The sequence below is a fragment of the Bacteroides sp. DH3716P genome, assembly GCF_025914115.1.
Taxonomy (GTDB): domain Bacteria; phylum Bacteroidota; class Bacteroidia; order Bacteroidales; family Bacteroidaceae; genus Bacteroides; species Bacteroides ovatus.
Map to the genome: position 1 here is coordinate 2996557 of NZ_CP083673.1, position 19039 is coordinate 3015595.

Below are 19039 nucleotides of genomic sequence, written 5' to 3' on the forward strand. Positions count from 1 at the left end.
TAAATGAAAATAGGTAAGAAATTAAATCTATGTCTGTTGTTGCTGATCGCTTTTGCAGGAAGCGTTGCGGCACAAGAACTGATAACGAATGTCTACGGTCGTGACATTCATTCACTGAATGGTAAATGGAATGCCATTATCGACCTGTACGATCAGGGACAACGAATGAAAATCTATGAAAATCAGCAACCGAAAGGAAATACTGATTTCTACGAATATGCATTCGAAGGCGGCTTGCGTCTTAATGTCCCGAGAGACTGGAACTCGCAGTCGCCCGAACTGAAATATTATGAGGGTACTGTATGGTATGCGCGTCATTTTGATGCCAAACGTCTGGCAGACAAGCGTCAGTTTCTTTATTTTGGTGCTGTCAGCTATCGTTGCAAAGTCTACCTGAACGGAAAAGAAATAGCAGAACATGAAGGTGGCTTCACCCCTTTCCAAGTAGAAGTGACGGACCTGTTGAAAGATGGCGATAACTTCCTGGCAATAGAAGTGAACAATCGTCGTACCAAGGACGCCATTCCTGCTATGGCGTTCGATTGGTGGAATTATGGCGGCATCACAAGAGATGTGTTGCTGGTGAAAACTCCCCGCACATTTATAGAAGATTACTTCATCCAACTGGATAAAAATGCTCCCGACCGGATCATTGCCCGTGTACGTCTTTCTGATAAAAAGGCAGGTGAAAAGGTGACAGTCGCCATCCCCGAACTTAAAATCAATGCGGAACTTACCACTGATGCGGAAGGAAAAGCGGAAACCGTATTGAATGCAAAGAAACTGCAACGCTGGTCGCCCGAAGAACCGAAACTCTATGGTGTGGCCATTTCTTCAAGTACCGACCGCGTGGAGGAACAAATAGGCTTCCGTAACATCACAGTGAAAGGAACGGATATTTACCTGAACGGGAAACCGACATTTATGTGTTGCATCTCTTTCCATGAGGAGATTCCGCAGCGCATGGGACGTGCTTTCTCGGAAGCCGATGCAGCTATGTTGCTGAATGAAGCTAAGGCGCTTGGTGTGAACATGATTCGTCTGGCACATTATCCGCAGAATGAATACACGGTACGCTTGGCAGAAAAGATGGGTTTCCTTCTCTGGCAGGAAATTCCTATTTGGCAAGGCATTGACTTTACAGACAAAGATACCCGTAAGAAAGCACAGAAGATGCTTTCTGAAATGATAAAGCGCGATCAGAATCGTTGTGCAGTAGGTTACTGGGGTGTTGCCAATGAAACACAGCCTTCCAAAGAACGGAATGATTTTTTGACTTCCCTGCTTGAAACAGGCAAACAACTGGATACTACCCGTCTGTATGTCGCCGCTTTTGACCTTGTGCGCTTTAACAGTGAGAAACAGCGTTTTGTAATGGAAGATTCCTTTACTTCCCAATTGGATGTCGTAGCAATCAATAAATATATGGGCTGGTATCATCCATGGCCTGTTGAACCGAAAGATGCAATCTGGGAAGTAGTGACGGACAAACCGTTGATTATTTCTGAATTTGGTGGTGAAGCACTGTACGGTCAGTCCGGCGATGAGAATGTAGTCAGCTCCTGGAGTGAAGAGTATCAGGCACGTCTGTATAGAGACAATATCCGTATGTTCGACAATATCCCTAACCTGCGTGGAGTATCTCCCTGGATTCTGTTCGACTTCCGTTCTCCGTTCCGTTTCCACCCCACTAATCAGGATGGCTGGAACCGCAAAGGGTTAATATCCGATCAGGGAATGCGCAAGAAGGCATGGTATCTGATGAGAGATTATTACATGAAAAAAAGAAATAACTAAAAGTACTTATGATAAAGCATTTCAGAATAAAGAATAATTTTCTGTTGAGCGGATTATTCTTTTTAGTAACGTTATTTTCTGTTGGCAGTTCGTTGGTTTCCTGCTCGGACTCGGAGAAGATTGTAACCCAGACAGAAGAAAAAATAGTATATGTAGATGGAAACTGGATGGTGGTTGCTTCTAAGGAAGTCACTGTCATGACTGGTGAATCTGTCACTCTGAACGTATCGGTTGGTGGTGAAGAAGAGCTGAAACCGGAATATACCTGTACTTCCAAAGATGCAAACATCGCTACAGTAGCTGTCAGCGAAGATAATAATAGCATTATTATTACGGGTGTTGCGGATGGTAGCACAGCGATTTCTATCGAATGTCCTACAAATACAAAACCGCTAGTTGCTACAATTCCGGTGACCGTAAAGCAAAATGCTATACGAATACTGGCAATTGGCAATAGTTTCTCGCAGGATGCCGTTGAGCAATATCTGTANCAGTTCCACTCATGAAAGTTTCCCGGATTATGATAGCAACCAGATGACGATGTATTCTTCTATCGTAACGGCTGCACGACAGGCTATGACGAATCATACGGATTTGAGCCTGTTGATTCCTTCGGGGACAGCCATACAGAACGGCCGCACCTCATTCCTGGGTGATGCATTCAACCGTGACGGTTATCATCTGGAGGTTACTTACGGGCGATATACTGCTGCCTGCACCTGGTTTGAGATGATTACGGGACAAAACGTTGTTGGCAACCCGTATGCTCCCGAAACGATTGACCCGCAGGTAGTGAAGATTGCACAAAATGCTGCCCATTACGCTGTGCAGAAACCTGATGAAGTGACCGATTTGGTTGACTTCAAGCAACCGGAGATATCTGACACCGACTTGAAAGCCCCCATCTATATTGATTTCGGTCCGACTTCACTTTCTGCCACTCCGTGGAATAATATAACTTCTCATCAGGAAAGTTCAACCACCAGCTGGATAAAAGATGTGGAAAACAATTATACGAATATTGGTGTCAGAGTGCTTGACGGATTTACTGCGACTCATGCTGGAGTCGGTTCCGAACCGGCTAGCCCAGTGACGGTGGATGGCGTGGAATTTCCTCTGACTGCATGGAAAGACGGTTTGTTAGTGAAAGGAGAGAAAAACCAGGGTGATGTAGGTCCAGGAAGAATAGAAATCTCTCAACTGGATGTAGCCCGGAAATATAATTTCACTATTTTAGCCATCCGTTTCAATGGAAGCAAAGACGCCCGTATCTCTTCTTATAAATTGGTAGGTAAAACGGAGAGTGCGGTTAAAGAAGTGAAGACAGGTATCAAGGATGCTGCCTCGTTTGCTGCCGCAAACTTCGAGGAGTACATTGCCAAGTTTGAGAATGTAGAACCGGATTCGGAGGGAAAGGTCATTGTCGAGGTGAAAGGGCTTGATACCGGTAGTGCCGCGGAAGGACATATCAATGCACTATGCATTAGCCTGGCGAAATAAGGTTTGTTTTTTATCATATTGATTACAATGAAGCAATATAGAAATATAGTGATTTGTATGTGCATACTGCTCCTTCTTGCCGGAGGAGCATATGCCCAGCAAAAAACGGTCAGAATACTTGCCATTGGCAACAGCTTTTCCCAAGATGCCGTTGAGCAATATCTGCATGAACTTGCGGAAGCCGAAGGCATTTCAACCATAATCGGCAATATGTTTATTGGTGGCTGTTCTCTGGAACGCCATGTGAAGAATGCACGTGAAAATGCTCCTGCCTATGCCTACCGGAAAATCGGTACGGATGGAAAGAAACGGGAAAAAGGCAAGATGTCTTTGGAAATGGTGTTGGCGGATGAAGACTGGGATTATGTCAGCCTGCAACAGGCAAGTACTTTTTCCGGAATGTATGAGACGTATGAAGCCTCTCTTCCCGAGCTCATAGAGTATGTAAAAGCCCGTCTTCCCAAGAAAACAAAGTTGATGCTGCACCAGACTTGGGCCTATGCATCCACTTCCAATCACGGTGGATTTAAAAACTACAACCGCGATCAGCTGACGATGTATCACGCAATTGTAGATGCAGTGAAAAAAGCAGGTAAGGCATATAAGATTAAGATGATTATCCCTACGGGCACTGCCATACAGAATGCCCGTACCTCTTTCATTGGCGATCATATGAACCGGGACGGACATCATCTGGATGTGAAAGTCGGACGTTATACTGCTGCCTGCACTTGGTTCGAACGTATCTTCAAACGCAATGTAATCGGAAATCCTTATGCCCCGGAGAGCCTGGATGAGGCTCGAAAAGCTGTTGCCCAGAAAGCTGCTCATGCAGCAGTGAAGCATCCGTATAAGGTGACTGATTTATCTGAAAGACGATAAAAAGAAGCCATGTTGTGGCTGTCTGATAAAGCTATATTTATATACTAATTAACCGACGAAAACACCGATGAGAAAGAAAGTATTGGTTTACGGATTATGTTTGCTAGGTTCTATATGCACCCTTTCGGCAAAAGATAAAAAAGATGTTGCACTATATAAAGATCCGAAGGCTCCGATAGAGAAACGCGTAAATGATCTCCTATCCCGCATGACTTTGGAAGAGAAAGTGATGCAGCTTAATCAATATACCCTGGGACGGAATAACAATGTGAATAATGTAGGTGAAGAAGTGAAGAAAGTGCCCGCAGAAATCGGTTCTCTGATTTACTTCGAAACAAATCCCGCACTGCGTAATAGTATGCAGAAAAAAGCAATGGAAGAGTCTCGTCTGGGTATTCCTATTATTTTCGGCTACGATGCAATTCATGGTTTCCGTACCGTGTATCCTATTTCGTTGGCACAGGCTTGTTCCTGGAATCCGGATTTGGTAGAGCAGGCGTGTGCTGTATCTGCACAGGAAGCGCGTATGTCGGGAGTGGACTGGACTTTCTCACCGATGATTGATGTGGCTCGTGATCCCCGCTGGGGACGTGTGGCAGAGGGTTATGGTGAAGATCCTTATACAAACGGGGTATTCGGTGCAGCTTCCGTCAAAGGTTATCAAGGAGATGACTTGTCAGCAGAAAACCGTATGGCAGCTTGTCTGAAACATTATGTAGGTTACGGGGCATCCGAAGCCGGGCGTGACTATGTCTATACCGAGATATCCAAACAAACTCTTTGGGATACTTATCTGCTCCCTTACGAGATGGGTGTGAAAGCAGGTGCGGCAACACTGATGAGTTCCTTTAATGATATCAGCGGTGTGCCGGGTTCGGCCAATCCTTACATAATGACCGAGATATTAAAGAAACGTTGGGGGCATGATGGATTTATTGTTTCCGATTGGGGAGCCATCGAACAGTTGAAAAATCAGGGATTGGCAGCGACCAAAAAAGAAGCAGCCTGGCATGCGTTTACTGCCGGTCTTGAAATGGATATGATGTCTCATGCTTACGACCGCCATTTGCAGGAGTTGGTAGAAGAGGGCAGAGTATCGGTAGCTCAAGTAGATGAAGCTGTACGTCGTGTTCTACTTTTGAAATTCCGTCTCGGCCTGTTCGAACGTCCTTATACTCCCGCAACAAGTGAGAAAGAACGTTTCTTCCGTCCGCAAAGTATGGATATTGCAGCCCGGCTTGCGGCGGAATCCATGGTCTTGCTGAAAAATGAAAACAAAACATTACCGCTGACTGATAAAAAGAAGATTGCCGTGATAGGACCAATGGCAAAAAATGGTTGGGACTTGTTGGGTTCCTGGTGTGGTCATGGAAAAGATACGGATGTTGCCATGCTCTATAATGGACTGGCTACTGAATTTGCAGGAAAAGCTGAATTGCGTTATGCAGCAGGCTGTGCTACGAAAGGAGATAACAAAGAAGGATTTGCAGAAGCATTGGAAGCTGCACGCTGGTCTGATGTAGTTGTTCTTTGTTTGGGTGAGATGATGACCTGGAGTGGGGAGAATGCTTCCCGTTCTTCTATCGCATTACCGCAGATTCAGGAAGAACTGGCCGCAGAACTGAAGAAAGCCGGAAAGCCTATCGTACTGGTATTGGTGAATGGACGTCCGTTGGAATTGAATCGTCTGGAACTAATTTCCGATGCTATACTGGAAATCTGGCAACCGGGTGTGAATGGCGCGTTGCCGATGGCCGGTATATTATCAGGACGTATCAACCCATCCGGTAAACTTGCCATGACATTCCCTTATTCAACGGGACAAATTCCTATTTATTACAATCGCCGCAAGAGCGGACGTGGACATCAAGGATTCTATAAAGATATAACAAGCGATCCGTTATATCCGTTCGGGCATGGATTAAGTTATACCGAATTTAAGTATGGCACCGTTACCCCTTCTGTTACTAAAGTGAAGCGCGGCGATCGATTGTCTGTAGAAGTGACTGTCACTAATGTCGGTGCTCGCGATGGAGCAGAGACTGTTCATTGGTTTATATCCGATCCGTATTGCTCGATTACCCGCCCGGTGAAAGAACTGAAACACTTTGAAAAACAGTTGATTAGAGCCGGAGAAACGAAGACTTTCCGTTTTGACATAGACCTGGAACGTGATTTCGGTTTTGTCAATGAGGATGGTAAACGGTTCCTTGAAGCCGGAGAATATCATATTTTGGTACAGGGACAGACCGTTAAAATAGAACTGATAGACTAGTTGGTTTTTAACAATGCTATATTAATACAAAATCACCATGAAAAAGAAAATAGGAGGCATAGGTTTATGTATGCTTGCATGGAGCATATTAACCTGTGCGCAGACAATCACTCCCCAAGCCGAACAACGTGCCAGGGAAATTGTATCTAAAATGACTTTGCAAGAGAAAATAGAGTATATCTCCGGATATACCAGCTTCTCGCTTCGTGCAATCCCCCGTCTGGGGATTCCTGAAATAAAACTGGCGGACGGACCGCAGGGAATTCGTAATCATGCCCCCAAGAGCACTCTCTATCCTTCCGGAATACTTTCCGCTTCTACCTGGAACCGGAGTCTGCTTTATCAACTGGGGCAAGGATTGGGACAGGATGCCAAAGCCAGAGGAGTGAATATACTGCTCGGACCGGGAGTAAATATCTACCGTGCTCCTATGTGTGGACGTAACTTTGAATACTTTGGCGAAGACCCTTATTTAACGGGTGAAACGGCTAAACAATATATCCTAGGCGTGCAATCGGAAGGAGTTATTGCCACCATCAAGCACTTTGCAGCTAATAATCAGGAATGGAGCCGTCATCATGCCAGTTCGGACATAGACGAACGTACTTTGCACGAGATTTATTTTCCGACCTTTCGGAAAGCTGTACAGGAAGCGAATGTAAGTGCTGTAATGAACAGCTATAATCTTCTGAACGGTGTCCATGCTACCGAACATAAATGGTTGAATATTGATATCTTGCGTAATCTCTGGGGATTTAAAGGTATCTTAATGTCGGACTGGACTTCCGTATATTCTGCCGTAGGAGCCGCTAATGCCGGACTTGATCTTGAAATGCCGAAAGGACGTTTTATGAATGTCGACAATCTTATACCTGCTATCAAAAACGGTACGGTGACAGAAGAAACCATCAATCTGAAAGTGCAGCATATCTTGCAGACCTTGATTGCTTACGGCATGCTGGATAAGGAACAGAAAGACAGTAACATCGCGCAGGATAATCCTTTTTCCCGCCAGGCTGCTTTAGAACTGGCACGCGAAGGTGTAGTCTTACTGAAGAATGAAGGAAATCTACTCCCCTTGAAAGGAAAGACTGCTGTGATGGGGCCCAATGCCGACCGCATTCCTACGGGTGGTGGAAGTGGTTTTGTAACTCCATTTTCTACGGTATCTGTTAGTGAGGGACTGGAAAAACTGAAAAAAAAGAACCTCGTTCTGTTGACGGACGATGTGATTTATGAGGATATTCTTCATGAATTTTACGCGGATGCCGCTCGGCAGACGAAAGGATTTAAAGCCGAATATTTTAAGAATAAAACGCTTTCGGGACAACCGGAGGTCATTCGTACAGAAGCATCAGTTGATTATGACTGGCAATATGGAGCACCACTGGAAGGTTTTCCGGAAGATGGATTTTCTGTCCGTTGGACAGCCAGTTATATGTCTCAAAAGGATGGATTATTAAAACTATCCATTGGTGGCGATGATGGTTATCGCCTGTTTGTGAATGATAAGCATATTACAGGCGACTGGGGTAATCATTCATATTCAAGCCGTGAAGTGGAACTGCCGGTTGAGGCAGGTAAAGAATACAGCTTCCGAATCGAGTTTTTTGATAATATCTCTTCAGCAATTATCCGTTTTAAAGCATCCAGGCTGAATGAAGAGAAACTTCGTCAAGGATTGGCAAAGGTGGATAATGTTGTATTCTGTACTGGTTTCAATAGCAATACAGAAGGAGAGGGGTTCGATCGCCCGTTTGCTCTGTTACATTATCAGGAATTATTCATTCAGAAAGTAGCTTCTCTGCATCCGAATCTGGTAGTAGTGTTAAATGCTGGCGGTGGAGTTGACTTTACCTCTTGGCATGAGGCTGCAAAAGCGATTTTGATGGCATGGTATCCCGGACAGGAGGGTGGACAGGCAATAGCCGAAATATTGACTGGAAAGATTTCTCCGAGTGGTAAGTTGCCGATTTCTATCGAAAAGAAATGGGAAGATAATCCGGTGCATGACAGCTATTATGAGAATCTGAAAGCGGAAATTAAACGTGTCGATTATTCAGAGGGTGTTTTTGTTGGCTATCGGGGATATGACCGTTCGGGTAAAGAACCTTTTTATCCATTTGGCTATGGGTTGTCTTATTCTACTTTCGCTTATAGTAATTTAGCTGTGGAGAAAACCGGTGAACATCAGGTGACGGTTAGCTTTGATATAAAGAATACAGGAAAAATGGATGCTTCGGAAATAGCCCAGGTATATGTGCATGATGTAGAATCTTCCGTTCCCCGTCCTTTGAAAGAACTGAAAGGCTATGATAAGGTGTTCTTGAAGAAAGGAGAGACACAACGCCTTTCTATTGTATTGAATGAAGACGCATTTTCTTATTACGATATGAATCAACACCGCTTTGTAGTAGAAAAGGGGGTATTTGAGATTCTTGTCGGTCCGGCTTCCAATCAATTACCTTTAAAGGCTGCGATTGAATTATAATTACTGAATAGTGAACTGACAAATAAATAATTAAAACTTAATCGACTCTATAAAGTTTGAAAATGCAAAAACATCTTGCACCTTACACTAATCGGATTCAATTAGCTGATATACAATTGTTTTATGCAGTGCAAGATACGGTTGCAGATGTGTGTAAGATACCTTTATCTCACACGCTGTCTCGTGTGTAAGAATCTTGGCATATTTATAGAAGACTATGTAGTAATTTGTAGAATCCATGCATCAAATGTCTTGTTCATGCCGGTAAACAATCTGTTTCAAGGCGGGAAACTATTTGTTTCATACGCTTGAAACAAACTGTTTGCAGGTTTAAAACAAAATAAAACTGCCGTCAACCGGAAATTAGCACCTAAGTAATCAGACACTAATACTCTATCTCTAGGATATTAATACCTGAATTGTAGAGTATATATACGCAACGTGTTGGACATATATATCCAACACGTTGCGCATATATGCCCTGTATATTGGATATATATGTCCTTAATCTATATGAAAGACTCTACATGGTGAAGGAGGTGAAGGATACTTTCTTCTGTATTTTGTGCTTTATGTCACTGTAAACCGTTGACTCATAGCTGTTCAGCTGAAGGTGAAACCTGTGAACCTTCTAAATGCTTCTTAATAGTTGTATATTCGTTTTCAGAAATTTAGTGTTGAGTTTATAGCTATGAACCTGGTTCCAGTTTTCTACCCTTTTCTCCATCCTTCTCCATTTTTTATTTATAAATAAGTACCTGTTAAAATAGCTTCTTATCATCAGTTCTCTATCCATAAAGTTAATGATATTGATAAATAGGTGTTATTTAGTCAAAGGAAATGAGTAGTGTATATTGCAATATCGATTAGAGAAGGAGAGAAATGAAAACCGAGTTCTTAACGAACTTGGTTTTATTTTGATATGAAAACGAATGCCTTATTATTTTTAATTCTTAATAACAACAAAAGAATCGTTTAGAATATCATTATGGTGAAGCAAAAGTAGAATAAAATGAAATATTACGCAAGTAAATCTACTAAAATATTTTAAAACGGGATAGCTGGATTGTTGTGTTTTCTGGCAACAAAATGGGATAACAGTTTTATCAACTTGCCTTTGGTATCAAAATAAGTATTTATTATATAGCAATTTACATACAAATCGTCTCAAACTCAAAGCGGTGCGAGTGTATGGATGACTGTTTTATCTAAAATGTCCTTCCAAGTTGTGTTTCCAAGCATAGGTAAAACCAAGTTCGTTAAGAACTCTGGCAAGTATTAACCTAAGATAAAAATAGAAAAGCCTATGGAAAACTAAACACACAAATTGCCTGAAACATGGTGTCAAATAATATATGAAGGCACCATAAAACCTTAGAAATTCTAACTTACTAATGTCTAACTGAATAAATTAAAGTATGACAAGAAAAACTAACCGATGCCCGGCCTTTATGGAAGGACGGGGAACACGTTGCCTGAAAATAGCAGCAGTTGCTACTTTATTGTTATGGTGCACACAACCTATGCAAGCAGTAGCTAATACTAATGAAACATAGGAAACTGCTGATATACAGCAGCAAAAAGTAAAGACTACAGGTGTTGTAGTGGATGAAAACGGAGAACCTCTTATTGGAGTCTCTGTAAAGGTGCAAGGTACTGCCACAGGTACTGTTACTGATCTCAACGGACGCTTCTCTATCGATTCCCCCAAAGGAGCAGTTCTCTCACTTTCGTTTATTGGTTATAAAACTATTACCGTGAAAGCTGATGGGACACCCCTTAATATCGTTATGAAAGAAGATTCGGAACAGCTCGACGAAGTAGTCGTTGTAGGCTACGGACCACAAAAAAAAGTAAATGTAACCGGTGCGGTAGGTATGGTCGATGCGAAAGTGTTGGCTGCACGTCCTGTAACCAATGTGGCGCAGGCCCTACAGGGTACAGTGCCAGGCTTGAACTTCACGGTAGGAAGTGAAGGTGGAGCCTTGGATGGTTCGATGAGTTTTAATATTCGTGGTGCAGGAACAATCGGTGATGGTTCCGGGTCGTCTCCACTTGTGTTGATTGACGGTATCGAAGGTAATCTTAATTCGTTGAATCCGAATGATATAGAAACGGTTTCTGTTTTGAAAGACGCTGCTTCTGCCTCTATTTATGGAGCGCGTGCTGCTTTTGGTGTTATTCTGATTCAGACCAAGAAAGGGAAAGCGGGTAAAGCCAGAGTCAGTTATAATGGAAATGTCCGTTTCAGCGACGCGGTATCAGTGCCTGAAATGATGGACTCATATACTTTTGCACAGTACTTTAATCGTGCCGCAGAGAATGCGGGCAGATCCGGTGAGGCTCCGTTCTCATCCGAGCAGTTACAGAAAATAAAAGATTATCAGGAGGGAAAGATAACATCCGTCACAACACTGAATACGAATAATAACCGTTGGAACAATTATGGCGGAGCGAATGCCAATACGGATTGGTTTAAAGAATTCTACAATGACTGGGTGCCATCTCAAGAACATAATCTAAGTATTTCGGGAGGTAATGAGAAAATCCAATTTTCATTGAGCGGTAGTTTTATGGACCAGAACGGTCTGTTGCGGCATGGTGAAGATAATTTGCAACGTTATACAATGAACAGCACCATTACAGCGCAGATCACAGATTGGTTCAGAGTGAACTATTCTACCAAATGGACACGTGAGGACTTTGACCGACCCTCTTATCTGACCGGGCTATTCTTCCATAATATCGCTCGCCGCTGGCCCACCTGTCCGGCTTACGATCCTAATGGCTATCCCATGAATGGTGTGGAAATTACAGAATTGGAGGATGGTGGCCGACAAACCAACCAGAAAGACTTGAATACTCAACAGTTGCAGTTTGTGTTTGAACCGGTCAAGAACTGGACAATTAATATCGAGGGTGCTCTAAGAACGGAAAACAAAAATGAACATTGGGAAGTATTACCTATCTTCTCTCATGACGGTGACGGTAATCCGTATTCTATACCATGGGGAAGTTATGGAGCCGGCAGTTCCGTTGTGAACGAATATAATTATAAAGAGAATTATTACAGCACGAATATCTATTCCGATTATTTTAAACAATATGAAAGCGGTCATTACTTTAAAGTGATGGCAGGTTTTAATGCGGAGTTGTATAAGACAAGAAGTTTGTCGGGGCAGAAGAATACGCTGATCTCCAATTCTGTGCCTACACTGAATACAGCAACGGAATCTCCTACTACTTCCGGTGGATATGCACACAATGGGGTAGCCGGATTCTTCGGGCGTATCAACTATAATTATAAAGAACGCTATCTGATAGAGTTGAACGGTCGTTATGACGGTTCGTCCCGTTTCATTAATGACAAGAGTTGGGGATTTTTCCCGTCATTGTCAGTCGGATGGAATATAGCACGTGAAGATTTCTTCAGGAATATAGCCGATAAAGCTCATATTGATGTATTGAAATTAAGAGGTTCATGGGGGCAGTTGGGTAATACGGATACTAAGGATGCATGGTATCCTTTCTATCAGACGATGCCACAAGGCACTGATTATAACTGGTTGGTGAATGGAAAAAGACCGAATTATGCAAGCCTACCCGGTATCGTCTCCAGCTTGAAGACTTGGGAAACGATTGAAACCTGGGATATCGGTTTGGACTGGGGGCTGTTTAATAATCGCTTGACCGGTTCGTTCGACTACTTTGTGCGTTGGACGTATGATATGATTGGCCCGGCTCCGGAATTGTCTTCCGTACTGGGTGCTACTCCTCCGAAAATCAACAATTCCGATATGAAATCCTATGGTTTTGAGCTGGAACTGGGGTGGAGAGATATGATTGGTGATTTCTCTTATGGTGCTAAATTTACGTTAGCCGATGACCAACAGAAAATCACTCGCTATCCGAATGAAAACAACAAACTTTCCGAAGCATATTATCCGGGAATGATGAAAGGAGAAATCTGGGGATATGAAACGGTAGGTATCGCACAATCACAGGAAGAGATGGACGCTCACTTGGCCAAAGTGGATCAGTCTTCTTTGGGAAGCAAGTGGGGAGCAGGTGATATCATGTATAAGGATGTAGACGGCGATGGAGTGATCTCGACAGGTGAAAATACCACAGAGAAACCCGGTGACCGTGTGATTTTGGGCAATAATACACCTCGATTTAAATATGGTATCACGTTGGATGCAGCATGGAAAGGTGTCGATTTCCGCATATTTCTGCAAGGAGTGGCCAAGCGCGATTATGTGTTGAGCGGCCCCTATTTCTGGGGAGCCAATGGAGTGGACGAATGGCAGGCTACCGGATTTAAGGAACATTGGGACTTCTGGCGTCCGGAGGGTGACCCGTTGGGTGCTAATACAAATGCCTATTATCCACGCGTATTGAAAAGTGATTCGAGAAACATGGCAGTGCAGAGCCGCTATATTCAGAATGCAGCTTACTGCCGTATTAAGAATGTTCAGATAGGCTATACATTGCCCAAGCAATGGACAAATAAAGCCGGAATGTCTTCAGTTCGAGTATACGTGTCAGGTGACAATCTGTTGACATTCTCTCATATGTCCAAGATTTTCGACCCGGAGGCTTTGGAAAGCACTTATGATGCGAATAATGGTAAACTCTATCCGTTGCAGCGCACCATCTCGGTAGGTTTAAATGTTAACTTCTAATTTTAAGGCTTATGAAACTGAAACATATTACATTACAAACAATCTTGATGGCAGGAGCTACGTGGTCGCTTACATCTTGTAATGATTTTCTGGATATGGCGCCTCTGGATCAGGTGACTCCGCAAGAGTATTTTAATACGACGGACCACTTGGTTGCATATAGTATTTCGCAGTACAACAACATCTTTTCAACGCATGGTGGATATGGAGTCGGTACAGTGAACAATGACCAGAATACAGATAATATGGTAGCCGGAGGATATTCTTCCACCTATTTTGAGAAAGGTCAGTGGCGTGTTCCTAATACTGGAGGTGGCTGGGATTTTACTCAAATTCGCTATTGCAATTATTTCTTCGAAAATGTGCTTCCTAAATTCGAGGCAGGCAAGATTGAGGGCAATTGTGAACAGATTCTTCACTATGTCGGCGAAATGTACTTTATCCGTGCATGGATTTATTACAGTAAACTGAAATCATTCGGAGATTTTCCAATTATAACCGAAGTATTGCCGGATAATCAGTCTGTTTTGACAGAGAAATCTGTTCGTCAGCCGCGTAATCTCGTTGCTCGTTTTATCATCAATCAGCTCGATTCCGCCGCCAAATATATGGTGGATGATATTTCAGGAAACAAAACGCGATTAACAAAGAATTGCGCGTTATTGATAAAGTCGCGCGTTGCTTTGTATGAGGCTACGTTTGAAAAGTATCATAAGGGAACAGGGCGTGTGCCGGGGGATGCAACCTGGCCGGGTAAGAGAATACATACCGATTTCTCCACGAACATGGATAATGAAATCAATTTCTTTCTGGATGAGGCTATGAAAGCAGCGGAACAGGTGGCTGATGATATTACTTTGACCAATAATACCGGTCTGACCAATCCGAAAAACATACCGGGGATTGTTGGCTGGAATCCATATTTCGAGATGTTTGCGGAAGAAGATATGAGTAGTTATTCCGAAGTTCTTTTCTGGAAGCAATATATGAATGGTGGTGGCGTGTCAATCACGCATGGCACACCGGCTTATATTTTTACTGGAGGTAATAATGGTATGCTGAAGAGCTTTGTAGACTGTTTTGTCATGAAAGACGGACTTCCCTATTATGCAGCAGGAGATGAATATAAAGGTGACAAAACTATCATGGATGTGAAAGAGAATCGTGATCTGCGTCTGCAAATGTTTGTTTTGGGCGAGAAGGATTTGCTTCCATCCAGTTCGACAGAAGAACCTGCACTTAAAGAATTCAAACAACCTAATATTATATCATTGGAAGCCCAAACATCTGATAATACCGGGTATCGGATTCGGAAATGCTTGACATATAATAATAAGCAGATTATTTCCGGTCAGTCGCAATCGACTACAGGGTGCATTATCTTTCGTGGTGTTGAAGCTTATCTGAATTATCTGGAAGCCTACTATTTGCGTAATAATAAGGTAGACGGTAAAGCGAAAAGCTATTGGGATGCAGTACGCAATCGGGCAGGCATTACAGGCAATTTCCAGACAACCATTGACAATACCGATATGAATAAGGAGACGGATTTGGCCGCTCATCCCGGTTCGTATGAAGTGGATGCTACCTTATATAATATCCGTCGCGAACGTCGTTGCGAGTTTATTGGCGAAGGAATGCGTTGGGATGACCTGGTGCGTTGGAGAGCTTGGGATGGCGTACTTACTAATAAGTTTATTCCTGAAGGGTATAACTTTTGGGAAGAGGCTTATAAAACTTATGAACTTCCGGAAGACGTTACTTTAAAAGATGATCCGGATGATGCTACTTCTAATATTTCCTCCAGAGCATTCAAGTATATTCGTCCTTTTAGCAAGGTGAGAATCAATAATCAGGTATATGATGGATATTCTTGGGCTAAAGCCAACTATTTGAGTCCGGTTGCTATTAATGAAATGAGACTTGCGTCTCCTGATAATAGTACAGATAATTCTGTTATTTATCAGAATCCGTATTGGCCGGAAAAAGTGGGTGGCACTGCTCTCGAATAGGTTGATATAAATATAGGTTACACGATAGAAAGAATGAAAGGCGTAGAAAGAGAGTTGATTCTCTTGTCTACGCCTTTATTATTTTATGGATTGAAGTGGTGAATTACTTCACTTCCCAAGTATCATTAGTCATTAGCAATTCCTGGAAATTATGATATTTCTTCTTGCCTTTGATTTCTTCAATCTGTCCAATTACAGCATCATTGTAAGTTGGAGCATCTACATCGCGGATCACACCGAGTGCAATCGGGAAATCAGGACCTTCCATTAACGCCAGTTTCAATTGAAGCGTATTATCTTGGCAGTGAGCATCGTGAATAAGAATATCCTTTTCTGTGATACCATTCTCACCAAGTTTCACCACTTTCAGTCCGAAACCTTCCTGCATCAATCCGAATTCCTTGTTTTCACCGAACAACATGGGTTTGCCATGTTCCAGATAGATAGCGTTCTTGGCACGTCCTTCTTTGGTGGCTACAGAAGCATGAGTTCCATCGTTGAAGATCACGCAGTTTTGCAGAACTTCTACAACAGAAGCACCTTTGTGATTAGCTGCTGCTTTCAACACTTCTACGGAAGCGGCACCATCTACTGCAATACAACGTGCGAAGAAACGTCCGCGGGCACCGAAAGCCAGCTCTGCCGGATGGAACGGGTCTTCCACTGTTCCGTAAGGAGATGATTTGCTGACGAATCCACGTTCTGAAGTCGGTGAATATTGTCCCTTTGTCAAACCATAGATACGGTTGTTCAACAGAATCATGTTCAAGTCAATGTTGCGGCGAACGGCATGGATGAAGTGATTACCACCGATTGCCAAACCGTCACCGTCACCGGAAATCTGCCAGATAGTCAAATTTGGATTGGCTACTTTTGCTCCTGTTGCAACAGCAGCGGCACGTCCGTGAATAGTGTGGAACCCATACGTATTTACGTAGTAAGGCAGGCGGGAAGAACAACCGATACCGGAAATGACGGCAATATTGTGCGGAGCTACTCCCAGTTCGGCCATAGCTTTGTGCAGTGAGTTCAGGAAAGCGTGGTCACCGCATCCCGGACACCAGCGAGGTTGGCCTGATTTATAATCTTGTACGGTATATACTTTATCGCTCATCTTTTATTCCTCCAATAATTTAGTGAATGCATCTATCAATTCTCTCGTAACGAAAGGCTGTCCTTTCACTTGGTTGAACTGGCTGATGTTCAATCCGGGTATCTTCATCCGTAAATAACCTGCGAATTGTCCCAAATTCTGTTCAGCTACTACGATCTTCTTGTATTTACGCAATACATCGGCTGTATTCTTCGGCAACGGGTTGATGTATTGGAAGTGTGCGAAAGCCACTTTCTTTCCATGATCGCGCATAAAGTCCATAGCCAGACGGAGATGCCCATACGTGCCGCCCCAGCCAACAATCAGTAAATCTGCATCTTCATCACCCAGTACTTCGAGTTCGGGGATATAGTCTGCAATTTTATCTACTTTAGTTTGGCGGAGATGAACCATCTTATTATGGTTTTCTGGTTCGGTAGAGATCGCACCTGTTTCATTGCTCTTTTCAAGACCACCGATGCGGTGCATGAATCCTTCAGTTCCCGGAATTGCCCAGTAACGTGCACCGGTTTCTTCATTGCGTTGGTATGGAGTCCAGTTACCAGCCATGTCCGGAGTCACGTATGGAGGATTGATGGCAGGATATTCATTTAAGTTAGGAAGTTTCCAAGCTGCCGAGCCGTTGGCTACGAAAGCATCCGTCAGTAATACAACCGGAGTCATGTGTTCCAGAGCAATCTTACATGCCATGTATGCGGCATCAAAACAGTTCGTTGGTGAAGTTGCGGCAATCACCGGCATCGGGCTTTCACCATTACGTCCGTAAAGAGCTTGCAATAAGTCTGTCTGTTCTGATTTAGTAGGCAAACCTGTTGACGGACCGCCACGTTGCACATTTACAATCACTAATGGAAGTTCGCCAATTACAGCAAGGTTCATGGCCTCACTCTTCAAACAAACACCGGGTCCGGAAGTAGTCGTTACAGCCAAAGCACCGGCAAAAGCGGCACCAACGGCAGAAGCACAACCCGCGATTTCATCTTCGCACTGTACGGTTTTTACTCCCAGTGATTTATGTTTAGCTAATTCGTGCAGAATATCAGTGGCCGGAGTGATAGGATAAGAACCCAAGTAGAGTTCCAGACCTGCTTTCTCGGCAGCAGCAATCAAGCCATAAGCAGTTGCTTTATTTCCGTTGATATCTGTATAAAGTCCTTTTGATTTCGGAGCTTTACTTTCAATCTTATAAGTAGAGACAGAAGCATGTGTGTTGGCACCATAGTTGAAACCATCGTTTAATACCTTAATATTAGCTTCTGCAATTTCGGGCTTCTTGGCGAATTTCTCACGCAGCATTTTTTCAGCAGCGGCAAGGTTACGGTTGAACAGCCAGCAAACCAGTCCGAGTGCGAACATGTTCTTACAACGGAGTGCTGATTTATTGTCTAGTCCGGAGTCTTTCAGGCTCTCTTTGCACATGGAAGAGATGGGAACTTCAAGTACTTCCTGTTTTATGCCTAATTCTTCAAAAGGATTGTCGGTCTTGAATTGTGCCTTTTCCAAATCTCTGGCTTCGAATGAGTCGGAGTCGGTAATGATAAGTCCTTGCGGTTTACAGAATTTGATTTGTGTTTTCAGTGCGGAAGGATTCATAGCCACCAACACGTGGCAACGGTCTCCGGGAGTGTAAACCTGTCCGGCACCGATGTGGACCTGAAAACCGGAAACACCGGTCAGTGAACCTTGCGGGGCGCGGATGTCTGCCGGATAGTCAGGGAATGTACAGATGTCATTTCCTACCGTAGCCGACACGTTCGAGAAGATGTTGCCGGCCAGCTGCATACCGTCGCCGGAGTCGCCGGAGAAACGTACTACTACTTCCTCCAATTCTTTAACCATCATTTCGTCTGCCATAACTTTAATTACTATATTTAATTTAAAAACTGATTTTACTTTCAATTTGTGAGCGCAAAGGTCGGAAAGTTAATCGAATTATCAAAATAAATCGAACTTTATTGTCCTATTGACGCCAAATATTTGAAATATCTGAAAGGAACCTGTATTTTTATTCTTGTTAAATCGACAGAAACCGTTATCTTTGCAAGCAAATTTGAAGCGGCCTTGTAGTTCAACGGATAGAATAGAAGTTTCCTAAACTTTAGATAGGGGTTCGATTCCCCTCGGGGCTACTACGAAGAATCTGTGAGAAGTTGTTTTGTTTTGCTTTCATATCGTATCTGGTTTTGAGTTTAACAATGGCTTCTTTTAAGATGAACGTCTTATAGCTTCTATTTGTTTTAATAATCAATAGAAAAAGCCTCTACCGAATGTTCGGAAGAGGCT

10 protein-coding genes and 1 tRNA gene are annotated in these 19039 nt (G+C 43.2%); 9 read left to right on the forward strand and 2 right to left on the reverse strand.

Going from position 1 to position 19039, the window contains the following annotated elements; translation table 11 throughout:
- The first annotated feature begins 3 nt into the window (after positions 1-3).
- From KQP79_RS11070 to KQP79_RS11105, 8 genes are all read left to right on the forward strand, one after another.
- A complete protein-coding gene (locus KQP79_RS11070; RefSeq protein ID WP_004311197.1) occupies positions 4-1797 on the forward strand; it encodes a glycoside hydrolase family 2 protein in 1794 nt (597 codons plus the stop codon).
- 426 nt (positions 1798-2223) lie between these two features.
- Complete coding sequence (locus tag KQP79_RS11075; RefSeq protein ID WP_264386633.1) at positions 2224-3297, forward strand: DUF4886 domain-containing protein; 1074 nt, start codon at positions 2224-2226, stop codon at positions 3295-3297.
- 27 nt (positions 3298-3324) lie between these two features.
- Entirely contained in the window at positions 3325-4179 is an 855-nt protein-coding gene (locus KQP79_RS11080; RefSeq protein WP_004311199.1) for a DUF4886 domain-containing protein, read from the forward strand.
- Positions 4180-4246: 67 nt separating this feature from the next.
- Entirely contained in the window at positions 4247-6454 is a 2208-nt protein-coding gene (locus KQP79_RS11085; RefSeq protein WP_004311200.1) for a glycoside hydrolase family 3 N-terminal domain-containing protein, read from the forward strand.
- 37 nt (positions 6455-6491) lie between these two features.
- Positions 6492-8945, forward strand: coding sequence for a beta-glucosidase (locus KQP79_RS11090; protein WP_004311201.1), 2454 nt, complete (start codon positions 6492-6494; stop codon positions 8943-8945).
- Positions 8946-10363: 1418 nt separating this feature from the next.
- Complete coding sequence (locus tag KQP79_RS11095; RefSeq protein WP_231106135.1) at positions 10364-10501, forward strand: hypothetical protein; 138 nt, start codon at positions 10364-10366, stop codon at positions 10499-10501.
- 12 nt (positions 10502-10513) lie between these two features.
- Positions 10514-13630 carry a SusC/RagA family TonB-linked outer membrane protein gene (locus KQP79_RS11100; protein WP_231106139.1) on the forward strand — a complete coding sequence of 1039 codons (3117 nt, stop codon included), beginning with the start codon at positions 10514-10516 and terminating at the stop codon, positions 13628-13630.
- 11 nt (positions 13631-13641) lie between these two features.
- Entirely contained in the window at positions 13642-15642 is a 2001-nt protein-coding gene (locus tag KQP79_RS11105) for a RagB/SusD family nutrient uptake outer membrane protein (protein WP_008776850.1), read from the forward strand.
- 103 nt (positions 15643-15745) lie between these two features.
- On the opposite strand, the gene KQP79_RS11110 is transcribed toward KQP79_RS11105, so the two are convergent.
- Both KQP79_RS11110 and KQP79_RS11115 read right to left on the reverse strand, forming a co-directional pair.
- The gene (locus KQP79_RS11110; protein ID WP_008776851.1) at positions 15746-16756 is read right to left on the reverse strand and encodes a 2-oxoacid:ferredoxin oxidoreductase subunit beta; all 1011 of its coding nucleotides are present in this window, start codon (positions 16754-16756) and stop codon (positions 15746-15748) included.
- A 3-nt stretch (positions 16757-16759) separates the two neighbouring features.
- Positions 16760-18610, reverse strand: coding sequence for a 2-oxoacid:acceptor oxidoreductase subunit alpha (locus KQP79_RS11115; RefSeq protein WP_032848363.1), 1851 nt, complete (start codon positions 18608-18610; stop codon positions 16760-16762).
- Between the two features lie 203 nt (positions 18611-18813).
- Between KQP79_RS11115 and KQP79_RS11120 the strand changes: the two genes are divergently transcribed.
- Positions 18814-18885 (forward strand) — tRNA-Arg (locus tag KQP79_RS11120).
- Positions 18886-19039 lie beyond the last annotated feature (154 nt).